The 16,451-nt window shown below is 56.5% G+C and carries 16 protein-coding genes; 6 read left to right on the plus strand and 10 right to left on the minus strand.

All coding sequences use genetic code 11. The features are described 5' to 3' along the window. Nucleotides 1-245 precede the first annotated feature (245 nt). From G5137_RS12460 to G5137_RS12500, 9 genes are all read right to left on the minus strand, one after another. Nucleotides 246-1,922, minus strand: coding sequence for a sensor domain-containing diguanylate cyclase (locus G5137_RS12460; RefSeq protein WP_279464243.1), 1,677 nt, complete (start codon nt 1,920-1,922; stop codon nt 246-248). A gap of 121 nt (nt 1,923-2,043) precedes the next feature. Then, nucleotides 2,044-4,872, minus strand: a complete 2,829-nt coding sequence (gene uvrA / locus G5137_RS12465) for an excinuclease ABC subunit UvrA (RefSeq protein ID WP_421255477.1) — start codon at nt 4,870-4,872, stop codon at nt 2,044-2,046. A gap of 89 nt (nt 4,873-4,961) precedes the next feature. Continuing rightward, a complete protein-coding gene (csgH, locus tag G5137_RS12470) occupies nt 4,962-5,276 on the minus strand; it encodes a curli-like amyloid fiber formation chaperone CsgH (RefSeq protein ID WP_254204223.1) in 315 nt (104 codons plus the stop codon). Between the two features lie 110 nt (nt 5,277-5,386). Next, a complete protein-coding gene (locus G5137_RS12475) occupies nt 5,387-6,838 on the minus strand; it encodes a curlin (protein ID WP_216952160.1) in 1,452 nt (483 codons plus the stop codon). 34 nt (nt 6,839-6,872) lie between these two features. After that, nucleotides 6,873-7,394, minus strand: a complete 522-nt coding sequence (locus G5137_RS12480; protein WP_201952781.1) for a curlin — start codon at nt 7,392-7,394, stop codon at nt 6,873-6,875. 186 nt (nt 7,395-7,580) lie between these two features. After that, nucleotides 7,581-8,420, minus strand: coding sequence for a CsgG/HfaB family protein (locus G5137_RS12485; protein WP_005355003.1), 840 nt, complete (start codon nt 8,418-8,420; stop codon nt 7,581-7,583). 7 nt (nt 8,421-8,427) lie between these two features. Further along, nucleotides 8,428-8,829 carry a curli assembly protein CsgF gene (locus G5137_RS12490; RefSeq protein ID WP_270905357.1) on the minus strand — a complete coding sequence of 134 codons (402 nt, stop codon included), beginning with the start codon at nt 8,827-8,829 and terminating at the stop codon, nt 8,428-8,430. 11 nt (nt 8,830-8,840) lie between these two features. Beyond that, on the minus strand, nt 8,841-9,284 hold the full coding sequence (locus tag G5137_RS12495; protein WP_201952785.1) for a curli production assembly/transport protein CsgE: 444 nt from the start codon (nt 9,282-9,284) through the stop codon (nt 8,841-8,843). Continuing rightward, nucleotides 9,284-9,931 carry a LuxR C-terminal-related transcriptional regulator gene (locus G5137_RS12500; protein WP_158113813.1) on the minus strand — a complete coding sequence of 216 codons (648 nt, stop codon included), beginning with the start codon at nt 9,929-9,931 and terminating at the stop codon, nt 9,284-9,286. The genes G5137_RS12495 and G5137_RS12500 overlap by 1 nt, the downstream gene beginning before the upstream one ends. Nucleotides 9,932-10,357: 426 nt before the next feature. Between G5137_RS12500 and G5137_RS12505 the strand changes: the two genes are divergently transcribed. Together G5137_RS12505 and G5137_RS12510 are read left to right on the plus strand one after the other, a co-directional pair. Further along, nucleotides 10,358-10,936, plus strand: coding sequence for a single-stranded DNA-binding protein (locus tag G5137_RS12505; RefSeq protein ID WP_204480312.1), 579 nt, complete (start codon nt 10,358-10,360; stop codon nt 10,934-10,936). Nucleotides 10,937-11,085: 149 nt separating this feature from the next. After that, a complete protein-coding gene (locus G5137_RS12510; protein ID WP_421255510.1) occupies nt 11,086-11,829 on the plus strand; it encodes a substrate-binding periplasmic protein in 744 nt (247 codons plus the stop codon). A gap of 72 nt (nt 11,830-11,901) precedes the next feature. Here the strand turns inward: G5137_RS12510 and G5137_RS12515 are convergent, their stop codons facing one another. Then, nucleotides 11,902-12,024 carry a hypothetical protein gene (locus tag G5137_RS12515; protein ID WP_005306071.1) on the minus strand — a complete coding sequence of 41 codons (123 nt, stop codon included), beginning with the start codon at nt 12,022-12,024 and terminating at the stop codon, nt 11,902-11,904. 463 nt (nt 12,025-12,487) lie between these two features. Between G5137_RS12515 and G5137_RS12520 the strand changes: the two genes are divergently transcribed. From G5137_RS12520 to G5137_RS12535, 4 genes are all read left to right on the plus strand, one after another. Beyond that, the gene (locus tag G5137_RS12520; protein WP_268011852.1) at nt 12,488-13,390 is read left to right on the plus strand and encodes a cation diffusion facilitator family transporter; all 903 of its coding nucleotides are present in this window, start codon (nt 12,488-12,490) and stop codon (nt 13,388-13,390) included. A gap of 146 nt (nt 13,391-13,536) precedes the next feature. Then, complete coding sequence (yjbD, locus tag G5137_RS12525) at nt 13,537-13,821, plus strand: DUF3811 domain-containing protein (protein ID WP_005340165.1); 285 nt, start codon at nt 13,537-13,539, stop codon at nt 13,819-13,821. Between the two features lie 596 nt (nt 13,822-14,417). Then, entirely contained in the window at nt 14,418-14,630 is a 213-nt protein-coding gene (gene cspE / locus G5137_RS12530; RefSeq protein ID WP_005316548.1) for a transcription antiterminator/RNA stability regulator CspE, read from the plus strand. Between the two features lie 305 nt (nt 14,631-14,935). Further along, nucleotides 14,936-16,294 carry an NCS2 family permease gene (locus tag G5137_RS12535; protein ID WP_421255478.1) on the plus strand — a complete coding sequence of 453 codons (1,359 nt, stop codon included), beginning with the start codon at nt 14,936-14,938 and terminating at the stop codon, nt 16,292-16,294. Nucleotides 16,295-16,451: the final 157 nt, after the last annotated feature.

Genomic DNA, 16,451 nt, shown 5'->3' on the forward strand with positions numbered 1-16,451 from the left:
AACAAGCAAGCAAACCACACCTTATCGCTCGGCAGAGTGGCTATTAATTGTTGTTAATATGGGCAAATCAGCGTATTTTTTGCGCCATGCAAGTTACTGGGAAGTAATGGTTTATTTATGAAAAATGAGTCGAAATGGCAAAAGGTGGGGGCCTTTCTCGCGGCCGTTTGGGGGATCGGATCCTTTCTCTTTATCCTGCTCGGTTTTATTGTCGCCCTGGCCTATCTGGTATTGGTCCGGCAGGGCTAATCCGGGCTGACAGTATGTTGCAACGCAAGACTATTCCCTTCGACAAGTTGCTCCGGGGTCTTTTCCATCACCTCCCGAACAGACAGAGTGCCCGAATAGCCACAGCATCGATTACGGCCCCTCAGTTTTGCCTGATAGAGCGCCAGGTCGGCCAGCTTGAAACTGTGGCTCCAGAAGGTATCGGGGCACGCCGGATGCAGAGGATACCGACAATATCCCGATGAAACCGTTAACCATAGCGGCCTCTCCTCCGAACCGAAACGGTGCTGAACAACACGAAGCCGCAGATAATCGGCACGCTGTACCAACTCTTGCTCATTATCCACCTGCAACAGGAGTAAAAACTCCTCCCCTCCCAACCGGATAACGGGCTCGGCGTCACTCACCACCAGCTTGTGCAGCAGTTCTGCCAGCTGCTGCAACACCAGATCACCCATATCATGACCAAATCGGTCGTTGATCCGTTTGAAATGATCGAGATCGAGCAGCAACAGCTGACAAGGGCGGGCCCAATTGTCTTGCAACCAGCTATCCAGATAGCGACGATTGAAACAACGGGTCAAGGGGTCGGTGAATGCAGCCATCTCCATCTGGCTGGATTTTTCCAACAAATCATCGTGTTGCTGACTGACCTTGCTGGCCATCTCCTTGAACTTGCCGCTCAAGGTCGCCATCTCGGCGCTGCTGTCGATATAGGGGATCAAGGTGGCATCTGGCCGATCGCCAAAGCGTTGCAGCGCCGACACCAGCTGCTGCAACGGGGTAAGCACAATGCTGTTGAGCCGGTACATGGCGATCATGACGCAGATAAAACTGATAAAAAGCATACCAATAAAGGTCCAGAGCGCCCCCTCCATGACGCCACTCAAGATCTTTCTCTCCTCCTCAATCACCAGAGTCAGCACCGGCTGGTTATCGCTGTTGAGCAGTCGCACCTCTCCCCTAAGCCGGGTGAGCCCAAGGTCGATCAGGCGATACGTTATTTGCGGTTTCAGTTTTTTGAAGGTAGCGGTGACATCCAGATTGGCGTGGGAGATCGCCAGAGGCAGCGCGGTACGCTCCGATACCTGCTCGAGATAGGCCTTGTCGAGCCAACGTACAACCAGCAAGAAACCGTTGAACGGTGCCGACTCGTCACTGTTTCTGATCGGCTGCCACGAGTACATCAGCGGCCCCCACTGGGAAGCACGGATCCCGTGCAGATTGATGCCCCCTTGCGCCACCGAGCGCGCCCTTAACTGCTTTTTCAGCTCATCAAGGAAGTAGGGAAACTGGTCCGGATTGATCCCCGGCGCATCGGGTAGCAGGGTGCGCGTCCAGATTTCGTAGCCGGTGAGATCCATGAAGCTCATCAGGTTGAGACTAAAATCCCGCATCGGCATATCACTGAACAGGTTGGATTCGATGTACGCCCTGCTTTTGTTGTCCATAAAACGGTGACTGTCATCCCAGATGCCCCAATCCCGACTGAATGCATCCAGAGCGGCCACATCCGCCTGCACCGCCTTGGTCACGCGCAGCAGATGCTCCTTCATTCGCTGCTCTTCAATCCGGCTGGCAGCCGGGATTTGGGCCCACGCCAGCAGGACCAGCAATAGCAGGATCGCCCCCAGCCAGATGGGGAACATGGAGTAAGCCAACTGATGATCAATCGTGCGCGGAGCCTGAGCCATAACCCGATATATCCATTACCATGATGCTGAGATGCCAAGCCTGCCCACACTTGACGAGCTTCCCCCTATGCTCCCGATTTTTATAACAAAAAGGGGCCAAAGGCCCCTCGATTATAACGGCTTATCGCGCCAAAAGTGGCCTCAAAAAACGAGCTGTATGAGACTCTTTATTGGTGCAAATCTCTTCCGGCGTCCCCGTCACCAGAATGCGGCCACCACCGGCGCCCCCCTCCGGACCCAGATCGACGATCCAGTCGGCAGTTTTGATGACATCCAGATTGTGCTCGATGATGACGATGGTGTTGCCACGATCCCGCAGCTGGTGCAGCACCTTGAGCAGTTGCTGGATGTCGTGGAAGTGCAGGCCGGTGGTCGGCTCGTCCAGAATATAGAGGGTCTGACCGGTATCCCGCTTGGAGAGCTCGCGCGCCAGCTTGACCCGCTGTGCCTCACCGCCAGACAAGGTTGTGGCCGACTGGCCGAGGCGGATATAGGAGAGGCCCACGTCCATCAGGGTCTGCAGCTTGCGCGCCACTGCCGGTACCGGATCGAAGAACTCGCGGGCATCTTCCACCGTCATCTCGAGGATTTCGTGGATGTTCTTGCCCTTGTACTTCACCTCCAGCGTCTCGCGGTTGTAGCGCTTGCCCTTGCAGACGTCGCACGGTACGTAGACGTCCGGCAGGAAGTGCATCTCCACCTTGATGACTCCATCCCCTTGGCACGCCTCGCAGCGGCCCCCTTTCACGTTGAAGGAGAAGCGGCCCGGCTGGTAGCCTCGGGAACGCGCCTCCTGAGTGCCGGAGAGCAGCTCGCGGATCGGGGTAAACAGGCCGGTGTAGGTGGCCGGGTTGGAGCGTGGGGTACGACCGATGGGGCTCTGGTCGATATCCACCACCTTGTCCAGATGCTCCAGCCCCTCGACACTGCGATAGGGTGCCGGGGTGGATTCGGTGGCCTTGTTCAACTCGCGGTGAGCAATGCGGAACAGGGTATCGTTAATCAGGGTCGACTTGCCGGAGCCGGAGACGCCGGTGACGCAGGTCATCACTCCGATCGGCAGATCCAGGTTGACGTTGCGCAGGTTGTTGCCGCTCACCCCCTTGAGCTTCAACCACTTGCCGGTGAGCGGCGTGCGCTCGGCAGGAATGGCGATCTGCTTGCGACCGGAGAGGTAGTCACCGGTGAGTGACTCGGGATTGGCAATGATCTCCTCCGGCGTACCCTGCGCGACGATGGCCCCGCCGTGTACCCCGGCTCCCGGGCCGATGTCGAGCACATGGTCCGCAAGGCGGATAGCGTCCTCGTCGTGCTCCACCACGATCACCGTGTTGCCGAGATCACGCAGATGAGTGAGTGTCTTGAGCAGACGCTCGTTGTCGCGCTGATGCAAACCGATGGACGGCTCGTCCAGCACATACATGACACCTACCAGACCGGCACCGATCTGGCTGGCCAGTCGAATGCGCTGCGCTTCGCCGCCCGAGAGGGTCTCTGCGCTGCGCGACAGGCTCAGGTAGTTGAGACCGACGTTCACCAGGAAGCCGAGCCGCTCGACGATCTCTTTCAATATCTTCTCGGCAATCTGGGCACGCTGGCCGGTGAGGTTCAGCCCCTCGAAGAAGGCCAGTGCATCGCCGATGGACTGCTCGGCAATGGCCGGCAGGTTGCGGTTGTCGACGAAGACGTGGCGCGCCTCCTCCCGCAGCCGGCTGCCACCGCAGCTTGAGCAAGACTTGTTGGCGATGTATTTGGAGAGCTCTTCACGCACCGAATTGGACTCGGTTTCCCGGTAGCGCCGCTCCATGTTGTGCAGGATCCCCTCGAACGGGTGCTTGCGCACCACCACGTCGCCGCGGTCGTTCATGTAGCGGAACTCGATCTCGGTGCGACCGGAGCCACGCAGGATCACCTCCTGGGTCTTGAGCGGCAGATCCTCCCACGGCGTCTCCAGATCGAATTTGTAGTGCTCGGAGAGAGATTTGAGCATCTGGAAGTAGTAGAAGCTGCGCTTGTCCCAGCCACGGATGGCGCCGTTGGCCAGGCTGATGGCCGGATCGCCGATCACCTTGGCCGGGTCGAAATATTGCTGCACGCCCAAACCATCACAGGTGGGACAGGCACCGGCCGGGTTGTTGAAAGAGAAGATGCGCGGCTCCAGCTCCGACATGGAGTAGCCGCACTCCGGGCAGGCGAAGTTGGCGGAGAAGGTCATGGGAGCAACCCCCTCCTCCCCGTCCATCGGCACCACCAACACGATACCACCGGATAGGGTCAGCGCCGTCTCGAACGACTCGGCCAGACGCAAGGCAAGGTCATCGCGCACCTTGAAGCGGTCCACCACCACCTCGATGGTGTGCTTCTTGTGCAGCTCCAGCGCGGGAGGGTCGGATAGATCGCACACCTCGCCGTCGATACGGGCACGGATATAACCCTGCGCCGCCAGATTCTCCAGCAGCTTGGTGTGTTCCCCCTTGCGGTCACGCACCACCGGGGCCAGCAGCATCAGCTTGCTCCCCTCCGGCTGGGCCAGTACCTGATCCACCATCTGGCTGATGGTCTGGGCGGCAAGCGGAATGGCATGGGTCGGGCAGCGCGGCTCACCGACCCGGGCGAACAGCAGACGCAGGTAGTCGTAGATTTCGGTGATGGTGCCGACGGTCGAGCGCGGGTTATGGGAAGTGGACTTCTGCTCGATGGAAATGGCGGGCGAAAGCCCCTCGATATGGTCGACGTCCGGCTTCTCCATCAGGGAGAGGAACTGGCGAGCATAGGCGGAGAGGGACTCCACATAGCGGCGCTGCCCCTCGGCATAGAGGGTATCGAACGCCAGAGAGGATTTGCCCGAGCCGGAGAGGCCGGTGACCACGATCAGCTTGTCGCGGGGCAGGGTCAGATTGATGTTCTTGAGGTTGTGGGTGCGAGCACCCCGGACCACGATCTTTTCCATCTTGTTGCACGCTCGATACAGAAACCTGAGCGAGTCAGTATGGCATAGAGACTACTGGATGAATAGACAGTCATGAGATGAAATGCGCATCATCCGGCGCACGCCATCTGCTCTTTTTTCTCCACCAGCAGCCGCTCGTTTTGCCATATCAGAGCGGTGACCTCGACCCGATAGGGACAACGCAAACCCAGCCCTATTTTGCCAACCGCCATGACCACTCCAGCCTGCAGCGACAGATTACGGCTCTGGCGCTGAGTCGTGCTCCCGGCCGCCCCTTCGCCATGCACCAGCAAGCTGACACTCACCGTCAAGTCGCGCTTGCTGAGCAGCGTTGGCGCAAGTGACAGCCCCTGCTCGTTCTGCGCAATATTGAGGGACAAGCGGATCGACGGATCGGGCTCCATCTCGTTTCCCCTAGCGCTTGCTGGGGAAGCGACGCGATGAACCAGCATCAACCCACAGAGCAGCACCAATAAAAGAGGGGCCCGCAGGCCCCTGAATCCGGAGATGACCATCAGTTGCTACCAGCCCCTTGATAGACATAGGCATGGTTATCGCTGCCCAATACGGTCACATTGGCAGTATTAAAGCTTTCGTTTTGCACCACATCAACGGTGTTGCGCCCCCCACCAACCCCAGCATTGACGTAGACATTGGCCTCGTGCTCAGCGCCGTTCTGGGTCACGGTGAGCTTGTTCTCGCTACCCAAGTAGGACTCAACCTTGGCATTGTTCAACTCACCATCCTGGGTCACTTTGACCACAGACTCAGAGTGAGACGCATCGGCATAGGCCCAGTTGTCAGTGCCTTTCTGAGCAACGACCAGCTCGTTGTCCGAGCCCCAGGTCCAGGCGCCTTTGCCTTCACCATCACGAGCAGAGGCAACCTGGTTGCCAGTTCCGTTCTGGTCGATATCGATGGTATTGCCGCTGCCTGCTTGTTGCACTGCATTGGCATAGTTGTCATTACCTACCTGATCAATGGTGACCGCACCATCGGTACTGCTGGCTAACTGGTTGACCACGGCCTTGTTGTCATCACCTGTCTGGTTGACCAAGGCATCATTGCCAGTACCTTGCTGGTCGGTCTCAATCCGGTTGCGATTACCATCCTGTGTCAGGTCAGCAAACTCCCCGGTTCCAGACTGTTTGGCCAACAGGCCGTTGCCATTCCCGGCATCAGACCCTTGCTGCAGAGTCACCACTTCACCGCGGGTTCCACTTTGCTCAACAGTCGCTACGTTGGCACTATCGTATTGAGTGACGTCTGCATTGTTCAAAGAACCACTCTGAGTCACCACTGCAGATGTTCCTTCCGCCGGTGCATAGTCATAGTTACCGGTTGCCTGCAGCACCTTGGTGATATTGCTCTCTCCACGTTGTACCACTTCGGCGTTGGCTCCATCAGCCGCTGTCTGGGTCACGTCAGCCTGGTGAGCCCCCCCTTCTAGCTGCTGTACACTCGCCCGAGCGAAATCGGATATCTGGTTATTAATGACAGCCCGATTACCATCCGAGATTTGAGTGATCCTGGAGTCAGCTAAGTCACCATTATCTTGCTTGATCTTGGCGTCGTTGCGATCCCCATCCTGCACAACCCCGGCAACCGCACCGCCATTCTCAAATTGCTGAATCACATCAGCAAAGTTGTCGTTCCCCTTTGTATCGATGGAGGCTTTGGAGAGGTTAGTGTCACCTTGTTGCAAGATGTAACCCTCGTTACTGTCACCTACCTGCCGAGTATCGGCATCTGACTGGCCGGTATTCTTTTGAGTGGTAACAGCTGTGTTGTTGTTACCAGCTTGATCGATGTTAGCCTTGTTATCGACGCTTCCCACCACCTGGTTAATGGTGGCGATATTGCCGCTCTGGGCCTGGTTCACCGTAGCCTGGTTGCCAGTAGATGCCGCCCAAGCGGTGCTGGTCGCCAGAAGAACTGCCGAGGCAATGATGGTACGTTTAAACATGATTTCCCTCTCGTGCTAATGGTTGAGCCTAGGCTCAGTTGGTTTGAACGACATTTACTTGCTGATTGGCCCCCATCTGGATGACGGTGGCCGTTAATCCGATTCCGTTCTGCTCGATGCTGGCCTGATTGCCATCACCCAGTTGGATCGCCCGGGCCTGATTGTCTGCCCCTTGCTGACTGATCCAGGCTTCATTGCCGCTGCCTTGTTGCAGCAGCCAAATCCGGTTATTGATGCCCGCCTGATAGAGTTCGGCGCTATTGCCCTCACCCAGTTGCGCACCATTGACCCAGTTCTCATCTCCTACCTGGGAGAGCGCCAACTCATTGGCCCAACCCTGTTGCAGCAGGCGCGCCTGATTCAGCTCCCCTTGCTGGGTGAGGTGCAGTTGCTGCTCGCTACCGAGTTGCCACAACAGCGCCTGATTCCCGTCGTTCTGCAAACCGGAATCCAGCTCGCTTGCCATCGCCAGCTCATCAAAGACGGCAGGCTCTGCGGCGAGTTGCGGGGCGCCCGATATCAGCAGAAAAAAGAGAGCACTCAACAGATGTTTCATCGCGCCATCGCCTTGTTGGAAAACGCCCACAGTATCCCTGTCAGACAAGAGGCGGCCTATCAGGCACTCCGCTGATTCGAGGATGAAAAACACCGCCCTGTCGTTGAGCAGAAAGTCTTAAGTCGTATTCGATAGAGGCCAAAAAAATGCCCTCCACCAGGGAGGGCATTGCGAGAGCGGGAAAACTCAAAGCAGCGGGGCGTTGTCTTGCAGGTACTCCTGCAGGATCGGATTGTCGATATCCCGCTGGTCGGCCAGTTGCCACAGATTGTCCCGCACGCCATTGGCAATCAGCCGGATCACCCCGGACTCGATAGCCGACATGACACACATCTGTACCGGCTCATTGGTGCTGAAACCGGCCTCGGCCTCCAGCAGGCGCTTGTACTCGACGAAGCGGAATACCCCTGCCTGCACCTGTTGCGACAGCACTGTCTTGGAGGTGGTGACACTGTTCAGGATCCGGCCTGAACGGATATCGACGGCTCGCAGATTGACCGTCACCTGATCGACCCGGTACTCCCCGCTGGCACCGATGCCAAAATACTTGGCCCCCGCCCCGCCGGTGCGCACATTGCTGTCATAGGCGACGATCCCCCCCTCGATCAGGATGTTGGCGGCTACCAGCGAGGGCAGTTGATTGGCATTGTTGCCGGGAACGTTGGGCTTGTTCTGGGCCGCCCGCACAATCTTGCGTTCGGTCAGCAGGTTCTGCAGCCCCTCCCGCTCCAGCGGCACAAACCATTGGGAATCCCACAAAGCCGTGCTCAGCATGGCGACCCCGCCCTGGGTGACCGCCGTGGAGAAGTTGGATGCCGGTGCTGGCAGATACTGACCGGTCTGATCGCGAAAATCGTAGACGGCCGCGACAATTTTCCCTTTTGGCTTGGGCAGACTGATCAGCTCCTTGTAAGAGACGGATCGCGGCATCAGGGTTGCCTTCTCATCGGCAACGGGCGAGCCGATATGGGTCGCACAGCCAGCCAGCGCAAGCAGGGGCACTATCAATAACAGTTGTCGTTTCATCGCGCCCTCAGTCGGCAATCAGGCCATTCACTTCGATCATGGTGGTCTGGTTGGTCACCCGGTCGGTGATCGAAACCACCAGAGTGCCATCTTCATCCACCACATTGATGGCAAAATCATCGGTCACCAGACTGCCACTCTGGCTGCCATCCTTGCCGATATCGGCCAGCAGCTGGCTGATCAAGCGGGATTGCAGGTTGGAGGTCAGGCGATCCAGCGCCGAGGTACCGCTGCTACCGCTGCCACTGGCGGGATCCTTGTAATCATTCTGCGCATTGGCGGTGCCAAGCAGATGACTGCTGTTGAGAGGGTTACCCCCAAAGCTGGGGTTGACGGGGCGATAGACAAGCTCCGACGCATGGAGCGCTGGCGCTATCAGTGCTGCAACTAGCAATAACCGGGCACGCATGAGAAATATCCTTATAGTTCATCATGTTCCAAATCGAAGGTATCCATGAACAGGGTCGCGATCTTCTGCTGTTCGAGGGTCTGCCTGACCTGTGACCAAGCCAGTTTGGCGCTCTGCTCCTGCTGATTGCGGCCGGGAGAGAGCGCGGTTTTAAAAATCACCTTCCGGTTATGGGTGATCCAGATCAGGCTGCCCCAGCGAGCAGTCGGGCGCTCATGAATCGTCAGATTTTCTCTGGCATTCGGGTCTTCATCACTGCGCAACCGGGTAAATTCGTTATAAAAGCCCTGACCGAAGCGGGTAAAAGTGCGGTCCAGCACCAAACCATCCACATCCAGCCGATCACTCTCCTGCTCCGGCTGTACCGACTCCAGCGGAGCATCGGCCTCGGCCGCCACAACGGTCGTGAAGCCCCAGAGCAGCACAAGGCAACACGCCAGAGAGAACGCTTTCATCAGTGGGAGTCCGGAGCATCGAGATACTCTTTGGCCCAGCTCACCGCCTGGATCCGGTTCTTCACGTTCAGCTTTTTAAAAACGTTATAGAGGTGGGATTTGACGGTGTGCTCGCTGACAAACAGGCTGTCGGCGATCTCGACATTGGAGGCGCCCGTCATCAGATAACGGATGATCTCCTGCTCTCTGGCTGTCAGCAGGGTGTCGTTACGCAGCAGGTAGCTATTGCCCTGGCGATAGTATTCGACCAGCTCGCACAGCAGGTGGCGCGGCATCCAGTACTCGCCCAACAGGATTTTCTGCAACCCGGCAACCAGTCGGTCGAGCGGATCCTGACGGAAAAACAGACCGCAGATCTGCGGCCACATCAGCAGCAGGTCGCGATCCGTCGCAGTGGGAGCATTGAGCAGCACTGTGGCCGCCATGCCAAAGCGTTCAGAGATCGCCCGGTTCCAGCCCAGTGACTGGCCGGAGCGGATATAGTCGAGATCGATGAGAAACAGCGTGCCGTCACACTGGTTATCTAGCTGATTAATCTCGTGGATTAGCTGGACGGGACGGCTCAAATGAGAGATGAGATATGCAGCAAATGTGCTGGCCTGCACATTATTTTCAGTGACCAGTGCGATCGGGCATGCGGCTTTCATTGTGTGCTCTTCCTTGAACCTGTAAACCACCTAATCTGGCCGACTGAGTCTACCAAGGAGGTATGGGAGCACAATATTAAAAAAGTATGAGAATGGATCTCATAAATATCGTAACCATATGTTTTTAGTCGATTTAAAAACTGTTCCCAATTCGCCAATCTGCCAGCATAACAGGAATATATGGCAGAAATGTGATGCAGGATGCGCCGAAAAAAGATGCAACCCGACCATCACCACAGCAGGAGCCAACCGTTGCCTTTGGCACATCAAGCCGGTTAAGGATGCTGCCAATCCGCTTCGCAACTGTTACTATGACCGTCACATGCGTCTGCGGGACATTGCGCCCCGTACACAGCAACTAATCAGGTATCTAGTCGTGTTGGACCAGGTTTCGACCTGGCCGGTAAATAAGGTGGAAGAGAGATTATGGCCAGTCGAGGCATCAATAAAGTCATTCTGATCGGTAACCTCGGGCAAGACCCGGAAGTACGCTACATGCCGAGTGGCGGTGCTGTGACCAACATTACTCTGGCCACCTCTGAAACCTGGCGCGACAAGCAGACCGGTGAGCAGAAAGAGCGCACCGAGTGGCACCGTGTCGTCTTCATGGGCAAGCTGGCCGAAGTGGCTGGCGAGTACCTGAAGAAAGGCTCCCAGGTCTATGTGGAAGGCAAACTACAGACCCGCAAGTGGCAGGATCAGAGTGGCCAGGAGCGCTACACCACTGAAGTGCTGGTCGACAGCTTCACCGGCGTCATGCAGATGCTGGGTGGCCGTCCGCAAGGTGGTCAGGGCATGGGCCAGAACATGGGTGGCCAACAAGGTGGCTGGGGTCAACCGCAGCAAGCCATGCAGCAGCCGATGAATCAGCAGCGCCCGGCGCCGGCTCCGCAGCAGAACATGCAGCCGCAAGGCGGTTATGGCCGTCCTGCCCAGCAGCCGCAATCTGCGCCGCCGGTATATAACGAGCCACCGATGGATTTCGACGACGATATCCCGTTCTAAGAACAGAATATTGAAAAGGCCCTGATAACTCAGGGTCTTTTTTTATGCACTCAGGCTGAACCTCTCAGCCCGAAAGGGATATAACGCTTTTTGGTTGCCTCCCCTACAGTGATGGATATTCTCCACAGGAACGCTTTGTGAAAAGTGCAATGAAACTGCTCACCCCTTTATTGCTGATGCTGACCAGCATGCTCTCCGGCCAGTTGCAGGCAACGCCACTCAAGGTCGGGGTCAGCTTTGCCATCCCCCCTTATGTCATCGAAAGTAATCAGCGTGGCATCGAGCTGGATCTGCTGAAAGAGGCGTTCGCTGGCAGCGGCTATGAGCCCAGCTTTGAATTTCTGCCGCTGGAGCGCACCTTCCGCCTGTTCGAGTCAGGAAAGCTGGATGCCATCATCAACGTCAGACCCGGTATGGTTGATCCTCACGTTCTGACCCAGCCCGTTATCACCTTCCATAACCGGATCTTCACCCTGCGCAGCACCCACATCAGTACTCTGGACGACCTGCATTCAAAACGGGTCACCGCCTTTCAACGGGCAAGGATCATTCTGGGGGGCGCGTTCGCCACCATGGCCAACCAGAATCCCCACTATGAGGAGGTAGCCAAGCAGCAGGTGCAGGTACATCAGCTAATGCGCGGCAGGGTGGATGCAGTCATACTGGAGGAGCGGGTGTTCTACTACTACCTCGACCAGCTGATTGCCACCGCCCAGGCAGGCGAGCACTACGAGCGCAATCAGGTCAGGCAAGCAGACCTCTTCCCGCCCACCGTCTATCACTTTGCCTTCCGAACGGCCGATGCCCGCAATCTGTTTGATAAGCGCCTTGAGGCGATGCATCAGGATGGTCGTTATCACCAGATTTTCGCGGCTTACGGCGCCACGCCGTGAGCCACAAACATAAAAGCCAGCCGGTAAGGGCTGGCTTTGTACTGGCTCCGAAGGAACAGCAGTAGGGGTGCGTTACTTCATTGCGCTGCCGTTTTTCAGTTCTGCTTTCTGACGTTTGGCTTCGCGTTTCTCTTTCAGTGACATCTGCGGTTTTTTCTTGGCATCTTTGCCGTTGTGATGTTCTTTGTTACTCATCATCAAACTCCAAAAATGTTACCCAGACAGTTGGTTCCTCATGGGAGCCAGCATGCCATCCGAATCATCAACTTCAGTACGCTTGGTGGGATGGTGCAAGACCATCACCAGACCCAGCATACCCTCCAGTGGCATCCGGATCCAGCCTCATTCTCGTCCAAAAAATGTCGCGCGCAGCCCCTTGAGCGGGGAGGCCAAACGACCTCGACAGGAAAGACCAAAAAAGAGTAATTCGCATTATTAAATGTTGTCACGCTTATATTAAGCTATCGTTACCTGGATATTTTCACGGATAAATATAAATCCCTCTCATTATTTATTGCCACGCAAGAGGTCACCATTTTAATAAGCATTCGCAATACCATCGGAAACATCAGGTTACAACACCGAATAGGTTATTTCCGGTCAGCCGGATATAATGCGCGCCGCACCGAAATATCCGTTTTTATTCAGGAAGCTGTACATGAACAGAAAAACCAGAGCCGCCATGGTGTCGGTCTGCTCCAATATCAGTCTGATCATCATGAAAATGGTGGCCGGGTTCGCCAGCGGCTCGGTCAGTATCATCTCGGAGGCGATCCACTCCGCCATGGATCTGGTGGCGGCCCTGATCGCCCTGTTCGCGGTGAAAAAGTCCGATCTCCCGCCCGATGAACGCCACCCCTATGGTCACGACAAGATTGAAAATGTCTCCGGCGTCATCGAAGCACTGCTTATCTTGCTGGCCGCGGGCTGGATCATCTTCGAAGCCGTCGACAAGCTGATCACCCCCAGCCCGATTGAAAGCATTGGCTGGGGCGTGCTGGTGATGGTGATCTCGGCGCTGGTCAACAGCGGCGTCTCTGCCTACCTCTACAAGGTGGCCCGAGAGGAGGAGTCGGTCGCGCTGGCTGCCGATGCGCTTCATCTCAAGGCGGATGTGCTCACTTCAGCCGGTGTCGCCGTCGGTCTTGGCGGGATCTGGCTGGCCGGTCTGTTCGACCATTCACTCGCCATCCTCGATCCGCTGGTCGCCATTGCGGTCGCCATCTTTATTGTCAGAGAGGCGATCAGCATGCTCAACGAGGCCTTCCAGCCGCTGATCGACCAGAGCATGAGCCCGGAAGAGCTGGCGATGACCAGCCGCATCATCACCGAATGCTGCCCTGCCGCCAGCGGTTTTCACGATCTGCGCAGCCGTCGTGCCGGTCGTCGTCGCCATATCGACTTCCATCTCACCCTGCCCCCGGAGATGAGCATCGGCGAAGCCCACGATATCTGTGATCGCATCGAACACGCCATCATGGCGCAGTTGCCCCACGCCATCGTGCTGATCCACGTCGAGCCGGAGGAGCAAGAGCTGTCCTCACCGCTCGCCATAAATTGAAATGTGGCAAACAGGCGGGAAAGTGGCAGCGAAATAACGGAAAATTGGCACAAACCCGCATTTTTACTGCCGGAAAGCCGATTGCATAAGAAGTGATCGGCACAACTGTGTTAGGGTGTCTAACCACCCTGCCGCAGGAGCGCGCCGTGAAAAAGCTGGAAATGAAAGATCTGACCGAGGCCGAAAAAGCCGAGATAGCCTTGTTATTGCAAAAGGCACAAGCCAATGCAGACCACCAGCTGACCAACGGAGAGCGGAACAAGATCCGCGAAGAGGGTCGCCTGAAAATTGTGGCGGACCGCGCCGAAGCAGCCAAGGCTGCCTCCAAGCTGGCTCGCGAGAAAGCCAAAGAGCGCGCCAAGAACCAGGTACTGCCGGAAACCTTCAGCTGGATTGATTCGGTCAGCAACAAGTTTCGCAGTAAGCGCTGATCCCTTCTTGCAAAACGCCCGCTGGCACTTGTGCCTGCGGGCGTTTGCATGTCTGGGCGATGCTCGATGAGCCAGATTTGGCGCTGCCATTGATTTGCAGCCCAGAAGCTAATCGCAGCAGCAAAGAAGTGATTTACATTGTGACTTAGAGAGAACGCCAACTGACAATCCCCGGTCTATCGCCACCTTTTTCATTTTTTCTCATATTTTTTGTCAGAACTGGCTACATAGTCAGGACAAAAAAGCCGAATCTGACTTGCCACAGGGTGATATGAGTCTGCACTGATTTTTCTATGCCGTTGAAATGCATCATGTTTACTATAAAAAATGATATTTTTGGCTGTTACAAAACATTAATATCGAGATAAAGTTTGCTTTAAAAATGAGAGCGTGTTTTAATCTTTCTCGATGGTTCGGCAGTTCAGACCTGATTATGTTAGGCAGTCATTTTAGTAAAGCAGTGATTAGCATAAGAATTATCCTCGGATAATTCTTATCAATTAATTCTCCTTCTTTAGTGCTCCCCATACGTATTGCTGACGAAAAATCAAAAATTGCCATTTAGGTGGCATTCAACACTATTTAAGGAAATTATTATGTCTAACAAAATGACTGGTACCGTTAAGTTCTTCAACGCTGAGAAAGGTTTTGGTTTCATCTCCCCGGCTGACGGCAGCAAAGACGTGTTCGTACACTTCTCCGCTATCCAGTCCACCAGCTTCAAAACCCTGGACGAAGGTCAGCGCGTTGAGTTCACCATCGAGCAAGGCCAGAAAGGCCCGGCTGCTGCCAACGTAGTTGGTCTGTAATTCAAGCCGGAGCATGCTGCTGATGGCTCATGCCAACTGCTGACAGCTCTGCAAGAATTTAAAAAAACCCGCTTAGGCGGGTTTTTTGTTTTTCCCCGCTTTTTCCTCACAGATCTCCCCTCCCCCGACCGCTTGATCCCTCCCTTACACGCTCTCACCGCTTGAGTCTTAGAATGAGCTCCGAATGGACTCAAAATGTAAAATAGTGACGAAAAAGTCAGGTTATCCGCTGTATTTGCCGCGAATTCTTGCTATTTTGCGCGCCACCAACGCAAACGATTTCCTTCACACTTTCAGGATTAGTTATGGCAAAGCAAGATATGGCCGCCCAAACAGGGACAGGCGGCTTTCTGGACTCTTATTTTTCCATTTCTGCGCGCGGCAGCAGCGTGCGTCAGGAGCTGGTCGCGGGGCTGACCACCTTCCTGGCGATGGTCTACAGCATCATAGTGGTGCCGAACATGCTGGGCGCAGCCGGCTTTGAGCAGGGCCCGGTGTTTGTGGCCACCTGTTTGATCGCCGCCTTCGGCTCCCTGCTGATGGGCCTGTGGGCCAAGCTGCCGATGGCTATCGGTTGCGCCATCTCTCTCACCGCCTTTACCGCCTTCAGTCTGGTGCTGGGTCAGGGACTGAGCATTCCGGTCGCGCTGGGCGCCATCTTCCTGATGGGTGTGCTGTTTACCCTGATCAGCGTCACCGGCGTGCGCCAGTGGATCCTGGACAACCTCCCCTCCGGCATCGCCCACGGTACCGGCATCGGTATCGGTCTGTTCCTGCTGCTGATCGCCACCAACGGCGTTGGCATGGTGATCAAGAACGAAGGGGCCGGTCTGCCGGTACAGCTCGGTGAAGTGACCGCCTTCCCGGTGATCATGACGGTGCTGGGTCTGGCTGCCATCTTCGGTCTGGAGCGTCGCAAGGTGCCGGGCGGCATCCTGATGGTGATCATCGCCATCTCCATCCTCGGCCTTATCTTCGACCCGAAAGTGACCTGGCAGGGCTTCTTCGCCATGCCGAGCCTGACTGGCGAGAAAGGCTCGCTGGTAGGCAGCATGGATCTGCTGGGCGCCCTCAATCCGGTAGTCATTCCGACCGTACTGGCGCTGGTGATGACAGCCGTGTTTGACGCAACCGGTACCATCCGTGCCGTGGCCGGTCAGGCAGGCCTTATCAACGAACGTGGCCACATCATCAGCGGCGGCAAGGCCCTGACTGCCGACTCCGTCAGCAGCATGGTGGCAGGCGTCGTTGGCGGTGCTCCGGCGGCCGTCTACATCGAATCCGCCGCAGGCACCGCGGCCGGTGGCAAGACCGGTCTGACCGCTGCACTGGTCGGCGTGCTGTTCCTGCTGATGATCTTCCTCTCCCCGCTGAGCTATCTGGTACCGGCTTACGCCACCGCACCGGCGCTGATGTATGTCGGTCTGCTGATGCTGGGCAACGTCACCAAGCTGGACTTCAGCGACTCGGTCGATGCGCTCTCCGGCATGCTGTGTGCCGTCTTTATCGTGCTCACCTGCAACATCGTGACCGGCATCATGCTGGGCTTCGTGGCGCTGGTCGTTGGCCGCATCTTCGCTGCCGAGTGGAAGAAGCTGAACGTCGGCACCGTCATCATCGCCCTGGCGCTGGTGGTCTTCTATGCCGGTGGCTGGGCCATCTAACCCGCCCGCATATTCCGGTTGTAGCGAAGGGCCCTGCGGGGCCCTTTTTCATGGCTGTGAGTCAGCTAACAGTTTCCCGCCCGCCAGCCCTGCGCCGTTTCAGATTGAAACACCGAGCCCCCTTCTGCTGTTTCAAATCCGAACCAAATCACCCGTC

This window comes from Aeromonas sp. 600282, from assembly GCF_049175755.1.
Classification (GTDB): domain Bacteria; phylum Pseudomonadota; class Gammaproteobacteria; order Enterobacterales; family Aeromonadaceae; genus Aeromonas; species Aeromonas veronii_A.